17 protein-coding genes are annotated in these 18,364 nt (G+C 41.2%); 11 read left to right on the forward strand and 6 right to left on the reverse strand.

Annotation, left to right across the window (positions count from 1 at the left end):
* Positions 1 to 48: 48 nt before the first annotated feature.
* The 3 genes from dapF to ppsA all read left to right on the forward strand — a co-directional run bounded on the left by dapF (position 49) and on the right by ppsA (position 4,407).
* Positions 49 to 1,008, forward strand: a complete 960-nt coding sequence (gene dapF / locus B5354_RS14335; protein ID WP_079529494.1) for a diaminopimelate epimerase — start codon at positions 49 to 51, stop codon at positions 1,006 to 1,008.
* A gap of 21 nt (positions 1,009 to 1,029) precedes the next feature.
* Positions 1,030 to 1,428: a secondary thiamine-phosphate synthase enzyme YjbQ gene (locus B5354_RS14340; protein WP_079529495.1), complete on the forward strand. Its 399-nt coding sequence runs from the start codon at positions 1,030 to 1,032 to the stop codon at positions 1,426 to 1,428.
* Positions 1,429 to 1,791: 363 nt separating this feature from the next.
* Positions 1,792 to 4,407 carry a phosphoenolpyruvate synthase gene (ppsA, locus tag B5354_RS14345; protein WP_079529496.1) on the forward strand — a complete coding sequence of 872 codons (2,616 nt, stop codon included), beginning with the start codon at positions 1,792 to 1,794 and terminating at the stop codon, positions 4,405 to 4,407.
* A 160-nt stretch (positions 4,408 to 4,567) separates the two neighbouring features.
* On the opposite strand, the gene B5354_RS14350 is transcribed toward ppsA, so the two are convergent.
* The gene (locus B5354_RS14350; RefSeq protein WP_079529497.1) at positions 4,568 to 5,806 is read right to left on the reverse strand and encodes a YeeE/YedE family protein; all 1,239 of its coding nucleotides are present in this window, start codon (positions 5,804 to 5,806) and stop codon (positions 4,568 to 4,570) included.
* Positions 5,807 to 6,001: 195 nt separating this feature from the next.
* Here B5354_RS14350 and B5354_RS14355 point away from each other — a divergent pair, with 195 nt between their 5' ends.
* Positions 6,002 to 6,241, forward strand: coding sequence for a hypothetical protein (locus B5354_RS14355; protein ID WP_245804800.1), 240 nt, complete (start codon positions 6,002 to 6,004; stop codon positions 6,239 to 6,241).
* A gap of 230 nt (positions 6,242 to 6,471) precedes the next feature.
* Here B5354_RS14355 and B5354_RS21085 read toward each other — a convergent pair whose 3' ends face one another.
* Positions 6,472 to 6,951: a 3D domain-containing protein gene (locus B5354_RS21085; RefSeq protein ID WP_079529499.1), complete on the reverse strand. Its 480-nt coding sequence runs from the start codon at positions 6,949 to 6,951 to the stop codon at positions 6,472 to 6,474.
* A 177-nt stretch (positions 6,952 to 7,128) separates the two neighbouring features.
* Positions 7,129 to 7,650, reverse strand: a complete 522-nt coding sequence (locus B5354_RS14365) for a hypothetical protein (RefSeq protein ID WP_079529500.1) — start codon at positions 7,648 to 7,650, stop codon at positions 7,129 to 7,131.
* A 662-nt stretch (positions 7,651 to 8,312) separates the two neighbouring features.
* Between B5354_RS14365 and B5354_RS14370 the strand changes: the two genes are divergently transcribed.
* From B5354_RS14370 to zupT, 3 genes are all read left to right on the forward strand, one after another.
* On the forward strand, positions 8,313 to 9,284 hold the full coding sequence (locus B5354_RS14370; RefSeq protein ID WP_079529501.1) for an FxLYD domain-containing protein: 972 nt from the start codon (positions 8,313 to 8,315) through the stop codon (positions 9,282 to 9,284).
* 11 nt (positions 9,285 to 9,295) lie between these two features.
* Positions 9,296 to 10,432 (forward strand): S1C family serine protease, encoded by a 1,137-nt coding sequence (locus B5354_RS14375; protein ID WP_079529502.1) that lies wholly within the window; start codon positions 9,296 to 9,298, stop codon positions 10,430 to 10,432.
* A gap of 173 nt (positions 10,433 to 10,605) precedes the next feature.
* Positions 10,606 to 11,412, forward strand: coding sequence for a zinc transporter ZupT (zupT, locus tag B5354_RS14380; protein WP_079529503.1), 807 nt, complete (start codon positions 10,606 to 10,608; stop codon positions 11,410 to 11,412).
* A 42-nt stretch (positions 11,413 to 11,454) separates the two neighbouring features.
* On the opposite strand, the gene B5354_RS14385 is transcribed toward zupT, so the two are convergent.
* The 3 genes from B5354_RS14385 to yfkAB all read right to left on the reverse strand — a co-directional run bounded on the left by B5354_RS14385 (position 11,455) and on the right by yfkAB (position 13,826).
* Entirely contained in the window at positions 11,455 to 12,039 is a 585-nt protein-coding gene (locus B5354_RS14385) for a YgjP-like metallopeptidase domain-containing protein (RefSeq protein WP_079529504.1), read from the reverse strand.
* A gap of 452 nt (positions 12,040 to 12,491) precedes the next feature.
* Positions 12,492 to 12,605 carry a YjcZ family sporulation protein gene (locus tag B5354_RS14390; protein ID WP_079529505.1) on the reverse strand — a complete coding sequence of 38 codons (114 nt, stop codon included), beginning with the start codon at positions 12,603 to 12,605 and terminating at the stop codon, positions 12,492 to 12,494.
* 102 nt (positions 12,606 to 12,707) lie between these two features.
* Positions 12,708 to 13,826, reverse strand: coding sequence for a radical SAM/CxCxxxxC motif protein YfkAB (gene yfkAB / locus B5354_RS14395; protein ID WP_079529506.1), 1,119 nt, complete (start codon positions 13,824 to 13,826; stop codon positions 12,708 to 12,710).
* A 151-nt stretch (positions 13,827 to 13,977) separates the two neighbouring features.
* On the opposite strand from yfkAB, the gene B5354_RS14400 reads away from it, so the two are divergent.
* The 4 genes from B5354_RS14400 to B5354_RS14420 all read left to right on the forward strand — a co-directional run bounded on the left by B5354_RS14400 (position 13,978) and on the right by B5354_RS14420 (position 18,346).
* Positions 13,978 to 14,838, forward strand: a complete 861-nt coding sequence (locus B5354_RS14400; RefSeq protein ID WP_079529507.1) for an SDR family oxidoreductase — start codon at positions 13,978 to 13,980, stop codon at positions 14,836 to 14,838.
* A gap of 12 nt (positions 14,839 to 14,850) precedes the next feature.
* The gene (locus tag B5354_RS14405) at positions 14,851 to 15,585 is read left to right on the forward strand and encodes an alpha/beta hydrolase (RefSeq protein WP_079529508.1); all 735 of its coding nucleotides are present in this window, start codon (positions 14,851 to 14,853) and stop codon (positions 15,583 to 15,585) included.
* A 196-nt stretch (positions 15,586 to 15,781) separates the two neighbouring features.
* Positions 15,782 to 15,958, forward strand: coding sequence for a hypothetical protein (locus tag B5354_RS20540; protein ID WP_176142500.1), 177 nt, complete (start codon positions 15,782 to 15,784; stop codon positions 15,956 to 15,958).
* 1,980 nt (positions 15,959 to 17,938) lie between these two features.
* Positions 17,939 to 18,346 carry a hypothetical protein gene (locus B5354_RS14420; RefSeq protein WP_079529511.1) on the forward strand — a complete coding sequence of 136 codons (408 nt, stop codon included), beginning with the start codon at positions 17,939 to 17,941 and terminating at the stop codon, positions 18,344 to 18,346.
* Positions 18,347 to 18,364 lie beyond the last annotated feature (18 nt).

Genomic DNA, 18,364 nt, shown 5'->3' on the forward strand with positions numbered 1-18,364 from the left:
ATGCGCGAAATATGCTATGATAGGTTAAAAATTAAAGGGAGTTTACGTATGATTGAATTTATAAAATGTCATGGATCAGGAAATGATTTTATTTTAATTGATGAACGATCTGAAGCGTATTCGTTTTCAGAACAAGACCGTTATGATCTTTCAATGTTGCTTTGTAATCGTGTGGACGGCGTCGGTTCTGACGGCATCTTATTTGTCCTCGACAGCACTAAAGCCGAGGCCAGAATGCGCATGTTTAACTCAGATGGTACGGAAGCTGAAATGTGCGGCAATGGGCTGCGTTGTGTTGCGCGCTATATAATAGAAGAAACTGGTAAGCAAGCGGTCGAGATTGAAACGGACAAAGCTGTTCTTGCCGTAAGTCAAGTAGACCCGATATATTCAGGAATTGATACATTTTCGGTAGCGATTGAACCGGTTTCTTTTGCCGTTGAATCCCTGCCGATGAATCATTCTGGAGCTGAAGCGGTAAATGTCGAAGTGCCGGCACTGTCAAAAGACTATCGTTTCACTGCTTTAAGTGTACCTAATCCACATATCGTGGCCGTGGTAGACGATTACCAAGAAGAAGAATTTGCAGCGATCGGTAAAAAAGCCAATCAGCTGCCGGACGTTTTTCCAAACGGGGTTAATGTCAGCTTTATGAAACTGCTGGGACCGAACAAAGTGTTTGTTCAAACATATGAACGCGGAGTTGGGTTAACGAATGCCTGCGGAACCGCTATGTCGGCTTCCTCGCTTGTCTCAACTTTGCTTGGAGGAAACGATCTTGACACGCCGATTGTAGTCATTAATAAAGGCGGACTCGTTAATTGCGTTGTTAGTCACGAAAATGGACGTTATTCTATCCAACTGCAAGGGAATGCTACCTATGTGTACCGCGCCACGCTTGAAGTTGACTTAGATAAAATGACTTGGAAACAGGCAGACTCTGAAACATTTCAGGAGGAAATTGCTACGTATAAGCAACTTGAGCAATACGCTGCATCACAACTCTGATAGAGGGAGAGATGAAATCCAATGATGAAAACATTCTCAGTCCATACAAATCATCATGATCAAATGGTTGACATCACGCGTGATATTGTCAATTGGATCAAGGAACAAGGGGTCACGGATGGGGCAGTTATTGTATCATCCATGCATACGACTGCCGGTATCACGGTCAATGAAAATGCCGACCCTGACGTGAAAACGGACATGCTGAGAAGGTGGGATGAAATTTTTCCATGGGAAGATCAAAGAGATAAACATATGGAAGGCAATACAGCGGCCCATATGAAAACGAGTTACGTCGGTCACTCTCAAACCCTAATCATTGAAAACGGTGAGTTGGTATTAGGGACGTGGCAGGGGGTTTACTTCTGTGAATTTGATGGTCCGAGGCGGAGAAAAGTAAGCGTTAAATTATTGAAGTAAGAAAAAAGTGTCAGTTCCTCATTTAAGTGAGGGGCTGACGCTTTTTTTGCACCCCGCGAATGGGGGATTGGTGTTGTTCCGGACCTCCTTGAGAAGGGATTATGATGCCACGTCATGATGGGTCCTCTGAAAATTGGAGAGCTATTTAGTGTACGAACAGCTCTCCATTTATGCGCAAAAAAAGAACCTGGAAAGTTTTGCCAGGTTCTTTTATATTGCGAACAAACGAACACGATGATATAATCATATCACGTCTGTGATATTCCTGATGAGTATAATTATATCCTATTATACTATAATCTTATCATGGAGGTAAGTTCCTGTCAAATGTTTTCGCAATTTTATGGTGAGGAGAGATAATGGATGAGTTGTTCTTTAGTTCTCGGTTTTCATGAAATGGAAAAAACGCAGCAATCGCTCGTTGGTGGAAAAGGGTTAAATTTAGGGGAATTATCAAAAATTGAAGGAATACAAGTACCTGAAGGATTTTGTGTGACAACAGCGGGATATCAAAAAGCCATTGGACAAGACGAAAGGTATTATGCTTTATTAGATCAACTAACTTTGCTAAAAGTAGAGGAGCGAGAACAAATTTGTGAAATTAGCAGGAAGATTCGTCAACTCATTATGGAAGTAGAAATTCCTTCTGATGTTGTGAAAGAAGTTGGTCATTATCTCTCACAGTTTGGCGCAGAATATGCCTATGCAGTGCGATCTAGTGCGACTGCGGAAGATTTACCACATGCCTCATTTGCTGGCCAACAAGATACCTATTTAAATATCATCGGAAAAGAAGCAATCTTACTGCATATCAGCAAATGTTGGGCTTCGCTGTTTACGGAACGTGCGGTAATTTACCGTATGAAAAACGAATTTGACCACAGCCAAGTTCATTTATCTGTTGTTGTTCAAAGGATGGTTTTTCCACAGGCTTCAGGGATTTTATTTACCGCTGATCCAATTACTTCTAACCGGAAGCAACTGTCAATCGAGTCCAGTTTTGGACTTGGAGAAGCACTGGTCTCTGGCCAAGTCTCTGCTGATTGTTTTAAAGTACAGGATGAGAAAATCGTTGATAAGATGATAGCGACTAAAAAACTGGCTATCTATGGACAAAAAGAAGGCGGAACAGGGGCTCAGCAGATTGAAATTGATCAGCAAAAGACTCAAACCCTCACTGACCAGCAAATTTTACAGCTAGCACGCCTTGGGAGACAGATCGAGGCTTATTTTGGATGCCCACAGGACATTGAATGGTGTTTGGTTGAAGGTACGTTTTATATTGTCCAGACTCGTCCCATAACGACTCTATACCCTATACCTGAAACAAATGATCAAGAAAATCACGTCTATATATCTGTTGGACATCAGCAAATGATGACCGACCCTATGAAACCATTAGGAGTATCATTATTCCTATTAACAACTAATGCGCCTATGAAAAAAGCTGGTGGAAGGCTGTTTGTGGATTGCGCAGCTTCTCTAGCTTCACCTGTCAGTAGAGAAAATTTATTGAATGCCATGGGACAATCCGATCCGCTTATGCATGACGCACTCATGACTATAGTAGAGAGGGAAGGCTTTATAGAGTCGTTACCGAATGATGAAAAAGCACCGAGGCACAATGAAAGTAATGAAGATAAGCCTGAAAGTTTTTTGGAACAAGTCGGAAATGACCCGTCAATCGTTCATGAATTGATTAAAAATAGTGAAGCATCATTAGAAGAGTTAAAACATAACATTCAAACGAAATCAGGGCCGGAATTATTAAAATTTATTCTAGAAGATATCCAGCAATTAAAGCAGATATTATTTGACCCACAAAGTTTGCTCGTGATTAAGGGAACTATGGACGCTTCATCCTGGATTAATGAGAAAATGAAGAAATGGTTAGGGGAAAAAAACGTAGCAGACACGCTGTCTCAATCTGTACGAAACAATATTACATCGGAAATGGGTCTGGCACTTATGGATGTCGCAGATGTGATTCGTCCTTATCCGGAAATAATTGATTATTTACAACATGAAAAAGAGGATAACGTTTTCGATGACCTGATTAAGTTTGATGGTGGACAGGAAGCCCGAGACGCTATCTATGCTTATCTCAAAAAATACGGAATGCGAGGCAGCGGAGAAATCGATCTTACTAAAGATCGTTGGAGCGAAAAGCCATCTGCACTTATTCCAATGATTCTAAGTAACATCAAAAACTTTGAGCCTAATGCTAGCAAACGGAAATTTGAGCAAGGGCAACAGGAAGCTTTGAAAAAGGAACAGGAGTTATTAAAGCAATTGAAGCAATTACCAGGCGGTAAACAAAAAGCCGAAAAAGCAAAACGAGTGATCAGTTTTATCCGCAATTTTATCGGTTATCGTGAATATCCAAAGTACGGCATGATTAATCGCTACTTCGTTTATAAGCAAGCTTTACTAAAAGAAGCCGAACGACTCGTTCAAGCCAATGTTATTCATGATCAAGAAGATATATATTACCTTACTTTTGAAGAACTTCGCGAAGTTGTAAGCACATGTAAACTGGATTATAAGATCATCAGCAAACGTAAAGACGAGTACAAGGTATATGAAAAACTAACTCCTCCACGTGTTTTCACGTCTGATGGTGAAATCATTACAGGTGAGTATAAACGAGAAAATCTCCCGGCCGAAGCTATTGTAGGTCTACCTGTTTCTTCCGGAGTTATAGAAGGAAGGGCACGTGTCATCTTAAATATGGAAGATGCTGATCTAGAAGGTGAAGATATATTAATCACCTCCTACACTGACCCTAGCTGGACACCGTTATTTGTTTCTGTAAAAGGGTTAGTAACTGAGGTTGGCGGGCTGATGACCCATGGAGCAGTGATCGCACGTGAATATGGCTTACCAGCAGTTGTCGGTGTAGAAGATGCTACCAAACTGATAAAAGATGGGCAGCGAATTCGCGTACATGGAACAGAAGGGTATATCGAGATATTGTAATTGCTGGATACGTTCAGATGGTAACATTGCTTTTCAACCACCCATTCATTTTCGGTGGTTGAAAAGCAACTAACAAATATAAAAAAGCCGCATTATTCCGTTTTGGAAAATGCGGCTTTTTACTGTTGAAAGAAAATTTGTACTGAACACTTAGTGCTTTTTAACAGATAGAATCTTTCGGGCTTGGATTGCTTAATCCGAACATCGGCCGGATATACAAGGCCAGATACGTTCCAGCCAAGGCCATAATCGCCCAGACCCAGCCGTGAAGGCTGAAGGATGCAATGCCGCCAAAATAAGCGCCAATATTACAGCCGAACGCCAGACGTGCTCCATAACCCATAAGAATTCCGCCTAGTATAGACGAGGTCGCTACTCCAGGTTTGACTTTCCCTGGTTTAAAATTACCCTGGAAACTTGCGGCAATGAAGGCACCTAAAATAATTCCAAAATTCATCACACTTGTTGAATCTGTTAGAACAGATTGATTAAGAGCTTCCGTATTCCCTTGCCAATACCCCCAGCTGGCGACATCTACTCCGAAGGTTTGCAAGAATTTAGATCCCCACAGTGCGAAGGCTGAAGTAATTCCCCACGGATTGCCGCGCACTGAGAGTGTAATGGCGTTGAGGACAGCTAATACAACAGCTGCCACGAGCAACGGCCAGGCACCGCGCCAGATTTTTTTCCAACCTGAAGTTGTTTTCAGCGGAGCCATTTGCGGCGGGTTCTTCTTTCGGGCGATCTTGACTGTAATCGCATAAATCCCTGCAAATACAACGAGCTGCAGTACCCAGCCGCCTAAATAGCCGAGGCCAGTGCTTTCGGCCAGTGAAATCGCGGGCAGGGCAGGCAGGTCACGCCAAAACACAATGTGGTAGGCACCGAGCACAGAGCCGCCGATAAAGCCTAACAAGGTCAGTACCATTGACGATTGGCCTCCACCAACCGTATAAAGGGTGCCGGAAGCACAGCCTGAGCCCATTTGCATGCCGATTCCAAACATAAACGCTCCGGCAATCATTCCAATACCGACAGGAGATACGTAGCCAGAAGGCGTCGTTCCAGTAAAGCTAAAACCGGTTGCGAGAATGATAGCAAATAGAGTTGTTGCTACAGCGAGCATCACCATATGTGCCTGTAATCCCTGCACATTTCCGACAGACATTAAACGTCTAAAGGCAGAAGTAAAGCCAAAGCGTGCATATAGGAGAGCGAGGCCAAAGGCGATTCCAATGATAAATAAGATTCCTTGGGTAACAGTGGTTACGGATACGATCGTTATAAATAAAAGGAGTGCAGCCAGAATACCTATAATCACTAACGGTTTTTGCACGGGGTTTAATGGAGCAACCATTGTCGTGGATTGCTTATTCCACGGTTTTAATTGGGTAGCCATATTAATCCTCCTTATTCCTAGTTGTAAACTTTGTTTTAAGATCGTCATTATCATAAAATAACTGAACCTATTTGTAAAACTATTGAACTCGAAATCAATTTTTATTAAAAATAGCGAATAATTTTTAAAATTGAGGTTAAATTGTAAAAAGAACGGGTAAAGAAATGGATAGTTACATAAAGGATGGTGAATAAATTGGCAACAAGTAAGAAATCATGGCATGTTATTTTCTTGCTAAAAAGTGACCGGGTTGTTGCCCACGATCTTGATTTAAGCGAGGAAATGACAGAACGGGAAACCTCTGAGTTTATTGTGAAACAGCTTGAAAAAGGAGAATGGTGGTTTTTAGAAGATGGTGTAGCCATTCACACAAATAGTGTGGAAAGCTTCTATCTGGATAAGGCAGCCAGGCATACAAGATTCTCCCGTGAATAGTTGTATAGGGAAGGCCAGCTCTCAATAGGAGCTGGCCTTTTTTGTGGGTTGGATAATGGGTTCTACCCAAAATAAATAGAATTCTCCCCTAAATGAATAAGATTCGGCCGAAACTCTGGAAGGTTCGGCCGAGGCAGTGGAGGATTCGACCCATAACGAGCATTATTCTTCCCTAACAGCAAAAGATTCTCCCCAAACCGAAAATTCCTTTGCAAACGACAGGTTCAATTTCAGGATTCCAGTATTTTCACCTGAATTTGCTGACGTCCAAACTTTAATGCTTCATCAAGTTCGCTCATGAAGATGTCAATTCGGTTTCCTTCAATTGCACCGCCAATATCTCCTGCAATAGCCACTCCATAACCAGGAACTTTGACCTTAGAGCCTAGCGGGATCACATCGGGGTCAACGGCAATCACTTTTTTGTTAGGATTGGCAAACAGGTCGATACCGGTATAGGTTGTCCCGCTGCATCCTTCGCAGCTCGCTGTATAAGCTGTTGCCTCAACGTTTACGACTCTTTTCACCTTGTCAAATCGTTCATGGTCGGATGATTTTTTATCAAGGTCGAGCGTTTTCCTTTCGGCTTTATGGATAACCTCTTCTTCTGCCACTTCATCGGCATGAATAGCTGAAGAAGCTGGATCTATATGGGGTAAACCGATTAAATAGATGAATAGAAATGATAGCGTTATGATAGATGCTTTCATGACTTTTGTCCCCTTTCTTTTTCAGTCACTCGAGCATTATAACAACCTTAAAGGTACTAAACAATTAAAAAAGGCCTACAATATGATTACGGTACTGTTACAAAACAACCATTCTTTACATGGGCAGGAAGGACTTGCTAACTATACTGGGAATTGGCTTTATGGAAGGTGTTTCTATCAAAAATTTGAATGTTTTTCTAGACTGTGAATCTCTATCGTGTTTAGAGCGGGCTTGCTATAGATGCTATTTTTTCCAAAGTCAATATAGGCTGAAAGAATGATCCCTTGATCAGGCTTGTCCATAGGAAGGTCAAGATACATCTGGTCGATTCTGACTTTCTGATTCCGTTGCAAACAAGAGTCTTTCTTACGTGTATGCAGTCTTATTTGCCCATCATCATCTAATTTTTTGTCCCATTGATGGCGACCGGACATGGGAGCTGTGCTCTTTCCCATACATTCTCCATTCAACTTACTTTCAATGGAAGAGTCGAGAGTGAAGACCAACTCTGGCATCGGTAAATCAATTTGCGTAAGGTTTTCTACCGTAAATTTGAGGTGAGTTCGAATTTTCTCATGACGATGGTCGATGACTAGATTGTGTGTGAAATAGCCAAACACGAGCCTCGGCTGATTCAGAACGCTGTCCAGGTGTTGAACTCGGCCGTTAAGCCTGTCCGTAAATCGTTCTCCATTCATTACGTTCATCTCCTTAGTGGTTACTAGAAAAATTGAATTATTACTAGTATATGAGGAGACGTATGGATTATGGCTTTTATTATGCTAAGTGGACCGCTACCTAGTCAGGAGCGGTCCATGGTTGTTTATAATAGGAAATCATCGATCTGTTCGACGTTTCTTTCCACAGCAAGAGGTGCGCTTTTTGGGTGTTTTTTTCTGAGGGCGTACTTTTTCTGGACGGTCGCTCAATGAGAACACTCCTTTCGAAAAGTATGAATCTGAATAGGAAAGACTATTGTTTATCCTATGCATCAGAATAAGAAGGGGCCCGTGTGTTCAACTAATTTGTCAAAAAAGCTAAAAATATAAGTCGAAAATGCTAAAATTGGCGGTCGGTAATAGGGAAAATCATGATATAATGTTCTTACTATGTTCGCTGATAAAATCAACTATATTTTAGAAAATAAAAGGAGGACGGGCCCATCAAATTTTGTGAAGAATGTGGAAGTGGAAATAGCCCGGGCTCGCATTATTGCTCCCAGTGTGGTGAAAAATTAAAGAGTGAAGATTCACCTATACCCGTGAACTCCCTACTCCCTGTGCACAGGAATCGGAAGTGGACCATTATTGCTCCTCTTCTTACCTTCATTCTTGCTTTAGGGGGAATTGGTCTTACATATATGTATGAAAAGAATGTGAATGAAGAAACGCTTGCGATCAAAAAAGAAGCTGAACAGGCTGCCCTAAAGGGAAAGTATGAAAAGGCTGAGTCGATGTTATCCGAGGCAATCGAGAAACGGCCTGATTTTACAGCGCTTCAAAAGGATTTGACAAGTGTGCGTTCTGTTCTAGTTATGAATAATGATCTCAATAAAGTGGCGGAATATATTAAAAATAGTCGGCTGGAAGAGGCCCAAACAAGTTTAACAACTATCCAAAAGCAAATTTATAATGAGCAAAGTCAGCTATCGGTAACGCTTCTCCCCAAAGTTGAACGACTAACTTCAAAAATAACAATCGGTGAAATAAACAATCAACTAAAACATCTGACCAATATTGATGAGTTAGCCGATAAGTTAAATACGCTGTCAGGGTTGGATTTGAAAGAAGCCGCTCGTGCCCGTAGTAAAATTAATGAAAAAATTGTTTCAATTGCTGCTAAAAAAGCAGAAGCGGCTATGGCTGACAAACAATTTAATGAGGCGATCGCTACGGTAGATGAAGGGCTGCAGTACGTTGTGAACAATGAAAAACTGATTCAATTAAAGAACCGGGTCAAACAGGAACAGCAAGCTTTTGAGCAGCGTCAGGAAGAACGGATTAAGCATGCCATGGAGAAAGCGGCAGAAGAGGACCTTATGAATCGAAAACATGCGGTGAAAGTACTTGAAGTCAAAGCTTCTAAAGATAAGTATGGAGATATCAAAGTAACCGGTGAAGTCGGCAGTGAAGCGACGAAAATCGTCAGCTCCATTAAGGTGACATTTGAATTGAAAAATAAAGATGATGAAGTTGTGAAGACGGATACAGCTGAAGTTTATCCGATGTATGTTAATCCGGGAGACAAGGGCAAGTTTGAGAAAATGTATTATGAGCTTAAAGAAGAGGAAGTAACAGTAAACATTACGAACGTTGAGTGGTACGTAGAATAGGAGGACGGCGAATGGACCGAAGATGGCTCATAAGCCTGATCGTTATGCTCTTATGTATAGGGGCAGGAATTGGGGGCAGTGTTTACGTTAAGAACAGTGTCCCAAAGCAGCTCGAAGCAAGCTCCAAGCTAAGTCAGCCCGTCTCGAAGCAAGCCAGTAAGACCATGGCGAAGAGCACTCAGGATATTATTTATGAATCTCAGAAATTGGTTGTCCAAATTGAGCTGAAAAATGGATCAATCGGGTCCGGATTCCTCTACAATAAAAAAGGGGATGTGATCACGAACGCCCATGTGGTGGCTAATGCCAAAGAAGTGACGGTCGTAACAGCTGATTCGAAGGAAATGAAAGGGGAAGTGATTGGGATTAGCCGAACGACAGATGTAGCGGTTGTTCGTGTCCCTGGCCTTAAAGACCGATCCCCTCTGCCAATTGATACGAACGCAGATGTAGAACTTTTGACGGAAGTGCTTGCGCTTGGAAGTCCGCTTGGTTTGCAAAACACGGTTACTACCGGGGAAATCAGCGGTCTTAACCGAAATTTTGAACTCGCGCCATTTACTTATGAAAATGTTTATCAAATCTCCGCGCCGATTTCACCAGGCAATAGTGGCGGTCCGCTGTTAAATGGGAAAACGGGGGAAGTGATTGGCATTAATTCGGCAAAACTTGGTCAGGAAACCATTGGGTTCAGTATCCCGATTCTCGATATCCTTCCCATGGTAAAGAAATGGTCGCAATCTCCTATGAAGGAACTGCCCGAATTTCCTGAATTGAAGGCTAAGGGGGAGAAGAATACTCCTGTTCATAGCACAGATGCGGATCAAGCCACCTATGTTGTGCAATACTTTTACGATAGTATAAACCAGGGCGACTTTGTGACTGCCTACTCGTTATTAGGAAGTAAGTGGCAAAGCAACACGTCTTACGAGGAGTTTCGTGCCAGCTACAATCAGAAACTGTCTGCAACGATCGATCATATCGTAGCTGACCCTGTAGAAGGGGAGAAGGTGGAAGTGACAGCTTTTGTTACAGCAGAAGAAACGAAAACAGGCAGCGTTGAAATGAAAAAATATAAGTACCATTATGTAGTAGGCTTCGAAAATGATCAGATGAAAATAATCTCTGGCAGTGGAGAACAAATCTAAAAAGAAATGATCCCTTTTGATATAAAAGAGGGATCATTTTTTTATGTTCAATTTGCAAAAAACTGTGACGAAACTTTTATAAACACATAAAATGTAACTATAACTAAAAAAGTTGCACTAAGGAAAGTTTTCCACTACACTATGGTTAGGTTAACTAGAAGGAGAGAGGATGTATGGATGAATTATTGCTTGCTTTTGGCCTGACATTAATGGCTGGATTAGCCACCGGAATCGGCAGTGTGCTGGCTTTCTTTACGTCGACCACCAACACAAGATTTCTGTCGATAGCGCTGGGATTCTCAGCAGGTGTCATGATCTATGTATCGATGGTAGAGATCTTTTTTAAAGCCAAAGAATCACTTGTCGGGAGCATGGGCGTTCAAGCGGGAAGCTGGGTCACGGTCGCGAGCTTCTTCGGCGGGATGCTTGTCATTGCCATTATTGATAAAGCTATTCCAAAACAGGGGAATCCCCATGAACCGAAAAGTGTAGAGGATATGTCCAAACCTCGTGCTGAGGTTAAAAATCAACAGTTGTTAAAGATGGGAACGTTCACAGCCCTAGCTATTGCGATCCACAATTTTCCGGAGGGAATTGCCACGTTTACTTCTGCCTTGCAGGATCCGTCGCTTGGAATTGCCATTGCGATTGCGATCGCGATTCATAACATTCCTGAGGGGATTGCTGTGTCGGTGCCAATTTATTATGCAACAGGTGATCGCAAGAAAGCTTTCAAATTATCTTTCCTGTCAGGATTATCTGAACCTGTCGGGGCGATCGCTGCATACTTAATTTTGATGCCGTTTCTTAGTGATACATTATTCGGTATCCTCTTCGCTGGAGTGGCGGGGATTATGGTGTTTATCTCGTTAGATGAACTGCTGCCGGCATCCCGGCAATATGGAGAAGCTCATTTGTCTATCTATGGTGTAGTGGGCGGTATGGCGGTAATGGCTGTCAGTTTATTATTATTTATATAGACAAAAATGGCTGCGCGGAAACTCATTTACCGCGCAGCTTTATTAGTAAGTTCGTTCTTCGATTAAGTCATCGATTACGGTGGCAATCTTCTGTTTGGACCGTTGAATTAATCGCCAATTTAAATAGATCGTTCGCTCGTCTTTATATCCTAACCTTAATTTGTCTGGCTCAGGTAAGATCGTCCATTTATGGAGGGTGCTAAACTTTTCCTCTGCCTTTTCTTTCAGCCACTCTTGCTTTACTCGTTCAAGCTCTCTTTGCTTGTCCTGATGTGTGAACTGTTCCAGATAGGTGTAATAAAACTTCCCTTTGCTAAAATGGAAACTAACTGCAGAGCCTGCTTCCATTATGACTTGATAGGACCTCCCTAAGTACGTGATTCGAACTGGCTGCTCAGTTTCCCATTCGACTGTTTCATAAAGATCGTGATGGAGTTTCTGCCATTTCTCATTCATCCATTGTGTCTTTTTATGTAAAAAGTCATCTACCTTGTTCGATGGCTTCGCTGCAGGTGCTGTTACCTGTACGCCATTCAAGTCATCCAAATAAATTTTGATAAAGTGAACATCGGATAATGTCGTTAACGTATACTCAATTTTCCTTTGTTCGTCTTCGATGATGGGCATAATAATCCCCTTTCTTGTTATCTATGAAGTAAGTAATTACTGTTCTTTTCTATATTGAACTTGAGCTCAGTGGTTTACCGCTAGGATCTGGTTAAGGTTCCGTATTTTTTAAGTAAAAGGACGAACGATGTGTTGTTTTAGCGGAGAAAATATATGGAGACTCCTGTGGGAGGAAAGGCCTAGGTGAGGCCCCGCAGTGCGCCAGCACGAGGAGACTCAACAGCCGCCCGCGGAAAGCGAAGTATATTTTCGTAGCGGTTTTTATGCACCAATCATAGTTTTTACTTTGTTCGGATTTTCATTGGTATGAACAATTTTGTACCAATCCCACGGAAAGCGAGTTATTTTCCCCGACCACCTTCTTCTCATTACTATTTTAATAGAGAGGAAGAAAGGCGTCAAAACAGAAACATAGCCCGAAGACTCGCTTAAGAGGTCTCCGAGCTATGAGCTTACTTACATACTGCTGCCCCGATGATGATTAAAAGGATAAATAGAACAATGATCAGGACAAATTCATCACCGCGACGACGTCTTCCACAACCACAGCCTCCGTAGTACCCCATTAACACCCCTCCTTTTAAGTCATACGTTAATGTATGATTGCCTAGTTAGTTGGTAAAGGCGGATGTCCTGGATAGAAAAAAGTTCTTCTACACAGAGGAGATCTATAGAGAAATCTTCGTTTGCCGCTGCTGGAAATCTTCATCCGGATAATAGGTGTTTTTTACTAAAATGTTTGGACCCAGGCATTTAACGGCTGGGCAATGACAGTTTAAACTGGCCGCCGTTTCGGTCCGATTCCACGCCTTATAAGCTTCCGGCAAAGATGTATCTTGAATATTGCCAAGCCCAGGTTCATCACCAAAGTCGGTGACGATAATATCACCGGTAAAAATATTCACATTCAAACGAGAGCGTCCGTCCGGATCGTTTCTAACAGTGACATTTTTCTCCGCGTAAAGACGTTTCAGCAGTGCTAAATCTTTTTGGTTTGAACTGCATGGATAATAGGGTAATGTACCAAATAACATCCATGTGTTCTGATCCCTGTGATCAAGCAGGCGGGTAATCCCTTCACGCATCTCCTCAAGGGATAAGGTTTCAAGACTTGAAGCAAAGTCTACTGGGTACATAGGGTGAATTTCGTGTCTCGCACAGCCCATTTCCAGCACGTGATCGTGGATCTGTTCTAAATAAGGATAGGTGCGCTTATTTAACATCGTTTCCGCAGACACCATCACGCCTTCTTTCGCAAGTCGCTGCGAATTCTCCACCATTCGGTCAAAGTACATTTGGCGGTTGGCTTCAGAAGGTTTTCGTTCCATATTGGCAAATCCGGTATGAATAAATTCTTCGATCGTTCCCCAGTTATGGGAGATATGCAGCACATCTAGATAAGGAATAATCGGTATGTATCGCTCATAAGGCAATGTTAGATTGGAATTGATTTGGGTTCGGACTCCCCGCTCGTGAGCATAGGCAAGCAGCGGCAATACATATTGCTCCACAGACTTCTTCGACATCATTGGCTCCCCGCCGGTAATGCTCAAAGTCCGCAGGTGGGGGATTTCATCTAATCGCTTCAGTATCAGCTCAATCGGCAATGCGTCAGGATCCTTATTCTGCAACGTATACCCGACAGCACAATGTTCGCAGCGCATATTGCACAGATAGGTTGTTGTAAATTCGATATTCGTAAGCGTCATCTCGCCATGTTCATCAACATCCATATAAGCCTCCCATGGATCATAAGAAGGGGATAGCTCTTGTAACTTGTGGTTCATGAAAAACGACCTCTCTTGTAGAAGTATTTCTGAAAATCACTCTCTAGTTTATCATGATTATCCCCTCTATAGGTGGGATTAGCGAAAATCAATCGATAAGCAGGGAGTCGTCAGCTTATCTTGAATTAAAGAAAATAGGAGGGAAATCGCTTTGCAATCTACGATCATCATTACAGGAGCGTCAAGCGGATTTGGCTACCAGACAGCGTTAAAATGTGCCGAAAAAGGCATGCATGTGATTGCCACGATGAGAAATATCAACAAAGCAAAGATGTATGAATCAACTGAAATTCATGAACGTGTACGAGACAACATTGATGTGTGGCCGCTTGATGTAACAAAGGACGCCTCCATTGAACAATTTAAGCAGCAACTCAGCCAATTAGAACGGGTCGACGTGCTCGTCAATAATGCTGGATTTGCCCTTGGCGGCTTTCTGGAACAGGTGCCGCTTGAATCTTATCGACGCCAGTTCGAGACGAATCTGTTTGGAGTAATTGCCGTTACGCAGGCTGTGCTGCCGATTATGCGTCAACAAGGAAGAGGAAAGATTCTCAACGTCAGCAGTATAAGTGGTCGCATCGGCTTTCCTGGTTTATCTCCTTACGTTGCTTCTAAACATGCGTTAGAAGGTTTGACGGAGAGTCTGCGATTTGAGGTGAAGCCGTTTGGAATCGATGTGTCGCTGATCGAACCAGGTTCCTATGCAACGAATATTTGGAGCAGTGGCATGGAACTGCCTAAAGCCGCCTATGACCCTGAATCTCCATATGCTTTTTATATAAAAGCGTTATGGAAGGCGTTAAACCGTGAAGCCCATGGCGACCCAATGAAAGTAGCTGGCTTAATGACGAAAATATCCAGTCCATCAACCGCGAACAAACTTCGCTACCCGATCGGTCCGGGTGTGCGCATGAATTTATTTTTGAAAAAAGTGCTCCCATGGTCTTTGCTTGAACGTACCGTGTTGAAAAAATTACTAGGTAGAAACTGGAGAAACGAATATAGATAGGAGAGATGTATAATGATGAAAGGCACTGAACCTATTTTTACAGAAGGAAATGAAATAGGAATTCTGGTTAGTCACGGATTTACTGGAACGACTCAAAGTATGAAGCCCCTAGCTGACGCCTATACAAAAGCTGGTTATACCGTTGCTTGTCCGCGATTGGAAGGACATGGAACGACACCTGAGGAAATGGAGGACTCCAACCACGAGGATTGGATTCAATCCGTTGAGGCCGCATATCAATGGCTTGACGAGCGCTGTTCGAACATCTTTGTAGTCGGATTGTCTATGGGCGGAACCCTGACTTTGTACTTGGCTGAGAAGTACAAGAAGATCAAAGGAATAGTACCTATTAACGCGGCGATCGACATTCCATCTATGGAAAAGGTGATGGAATCAGCGGAGGATCGGTTCGTAGATGCTATTGGCTCTGACATTAAAAAGCCAGGGGTGGAAGAGTTGGCGTATGATAAAACCCCGGTTAACGCGATCCGTTCCCTCATGGCCTTGATGAAACAAGTTCATGAAGGGCTTGCTGAAATCCATTGCCCAGCCTTACTATTTGTCTCGGACGAAGATCATGTCGTGCCGCCGGACAATTCAGAAACGATTTTTGACATGATTTTCTCAGAACATAAAGAGCTTGTTCGAATGGAAAACAGTTATCATGTGGCGACGCTCGATAACGATCAAGATTTAATTATTGAGCGCAGCCTGGAATTTTTTCAAATGTATGAGAGGGCTATGTAAGGAACAGAAGTATAAGCGGCTTTTGGGATAAGACATAGGGAAGTTTGGCATTCAAAGAACAATTGTTATTTATATTATCTTGAAATCAAGTCTTCATGAAAAGGGCCATTATCCGGAAGACTCGAATTCGAGATAATAGCCAGTTTTGAAACGATATCTATACTCATTCGTATATGGATTAAAGTGCTTTTTAGGAGTGGTAGTTATCTTAGACCTTGTGATATTTGGTGTAGTTGCTGTTGGAGGTGGAATCGTTGCTCTAATTGGGTTTTTGGTCATGTTAGGGAGAAAAATTACTGAACCCAATAAAGAATTACAGCAAAAAGTTGAAAGCCTTAAAAACGAAGTGAAAAGCCTCAAAGATAAAAGGTAACTCCGTTTCAAGCCATTCAGTAAAGGGGGGCAATTCTGTAGTAAGAATTGTGCTCCTTATTTATGTAAAGGGACTTTTTCTGGAATGATGTATTGTACAAATGATGGAATTTTAAAATAATTGTTAGCAGATATTAACTGGAATATAGGGGATTCTCTGTGTTGTCAGAAACACAGGAATAGAAAGGAGACAGGATGAAAAGAATTATTTTGATCCTATTATTGATTGCAAACGGCTTTTATATAGGCAATATTCTTATTGACTTTGGTATTAGGTTCTCAAGTATTTGGAATGTATTTTTCGGTATAGTGTTTGTTATTAGTATTCTCTTGTCAGGGATGTTTCTGTTTCGATCTAAAAGGGAGTCGGGAAACCATCCTTATTTATCTGTTGCAGTTCTTTCAATAAGTTTTGCATCTTTAGGTTGGTTTACCTTCTTTAATTATTTGTCTTTAATAATGGGGTAGTTAAGTTGGAGGTGAATTTTTAAATAACACTCAGCATTTGATCTTAAATTGCTCAATTATCGGGCGCATTTCCGGAATAAAGGATTTGCGCTTATTTTGCATGAATGGGGCGATTGTCGAGAAATGGGTGCAAAGTTGTAGGGAAAGCAGACATAAAAAGGGTTTGAAATGATAAAATAAGTGACACTGGAGATCCATATAAATTTGAGCCCAATCAGGAAAAGGAAAACCGTCAAGGTGATAGATCGACAAAGGTTTGTGTACTAAAGAATTAATATAATTGTAAATTATCATTAAAAGCTTGCATTAATAGAGGTATTTGGCAAAATTGGAATTAAGTGTTCGTGTCACATTAGATGCTTCGAGTAAAGAAGTGGTATATACAAAAAGGGAGAAAATATGATACCAAGAAAATTCATTACAGCAATTATCACGCTCATTTTATCGGTATCGATTTACAGTGCGATCTCCAAGGGACCGATTTCTGAAAACATATCATCTTATTTTTTTATTCTAACGTTTGCTATTCTATGCGGTACTCTTATGTCAATAATCATTAGTTATTTTGTAAGAAACAGAAAATTTAATAGTTTTGCTCTCCGTCTTTTTCTTCATATTGTGATCGCAGTCATACTACCTATGATTTTTGTTAAGGAACACTACTTTCAAATAATGTTTTATATGTCCTTACCAGTAAGCACTTGCTATTTTGTAATCGATGAATTATTACGATTTAACTCTAATCGCAGTTGAGAGAGATCAAGCTCCTATCATGAGTTTTATGCAACATACTTAGAACAAATACCATTGTTAACTCTAGAACATGGTAGATTTGGATACTTAAGTTTACAGTTTTGCTTATTAAAGAAACGGGCGCTTTCCTTGAATAAGGAACAAGCTCTCTGTCTTGCGTAAAAAGGCATTTAATTGAGTAACTTCTTGTGATGGCTATGGAAAATTTGAAATAATTTCTATTAGGTTAAGGAGACAGGATAATTGAATAAAGGACTTCATTGTTAAGTAACAATGTCTGTATAGAGGAGTGTAATTATTTATAAAAGACTTTTACATTATGGATTGAAGCTTGTAGGAATACTCATTCTACTTTATTTGATGAAGATTACAAACGAGGAATTGAAAGTAGCTAATCAAAGGCAGATTAACATCTTCCTAGAACTTACAAAAATGACCACTTGGGGTGTTTTGTTTGGTATTATGGTGGAGTCTAAGAAGCTAATTTCACTATTTAAGGGCTATTTAAAAATCAACTGGGTACTTCTAACGCTTTCAATATTCCTTTTAGCCATTATATACATTCCTAGAATATATGTTGTATCTTGGTTTAGCTTAGATATACCCTTTTACATACAGATGTTTAACGTAACAGAATCCCGAACGGCACTAGCTATCCTATCCGGTATTTTACTCATTAGGTCGTTAACTAAGGGGGAAAATGACATTTCAGCGTGATTATTTTTTTAGTGAGTACAACGCATTTAGAGGGAGTTAAATAATGAAAAAACAGTTATTTATATACAGCTGTATTACAGTACTCATTGCTGCCGGGTGGTTTACATATGAAAAAATTACTAGTGATACCTATGAAGGAATGACCATTGTTCCAGAACGACACAAAGATATTCCCTTATTTAATGGATTGAAGCCAACGGAGCATCAATATGTCATAAAAGGGAATCAATGGAACGATATTTATAATTTTTACTTAAATGAACTTTCTTTCCGCGGTTGGAAGGTTGAGTATGAGGACTCAGCTCTTTATGATGATAATAATGAAAATGATTGGTCAGGTTTTTCTTCCAGATGGAGAAAAGAAGGGTTTAACGGTGAGTTATGGATATCAGCTCATTATAATCAATTTACAGACCAAACAGAGGTTATCTTCGATAAAGCTGAAGAATAACCAAGTTTCATTGAAGGA

This window comes from Halobacillus hunanensis (assembly GCF_900166655.1).
GTDB lineage: Bacteria > Bacillota > Bacilli > Bacillales > Halobacillaceae > Halobacillus_A > Halobacillus_A hunanensis.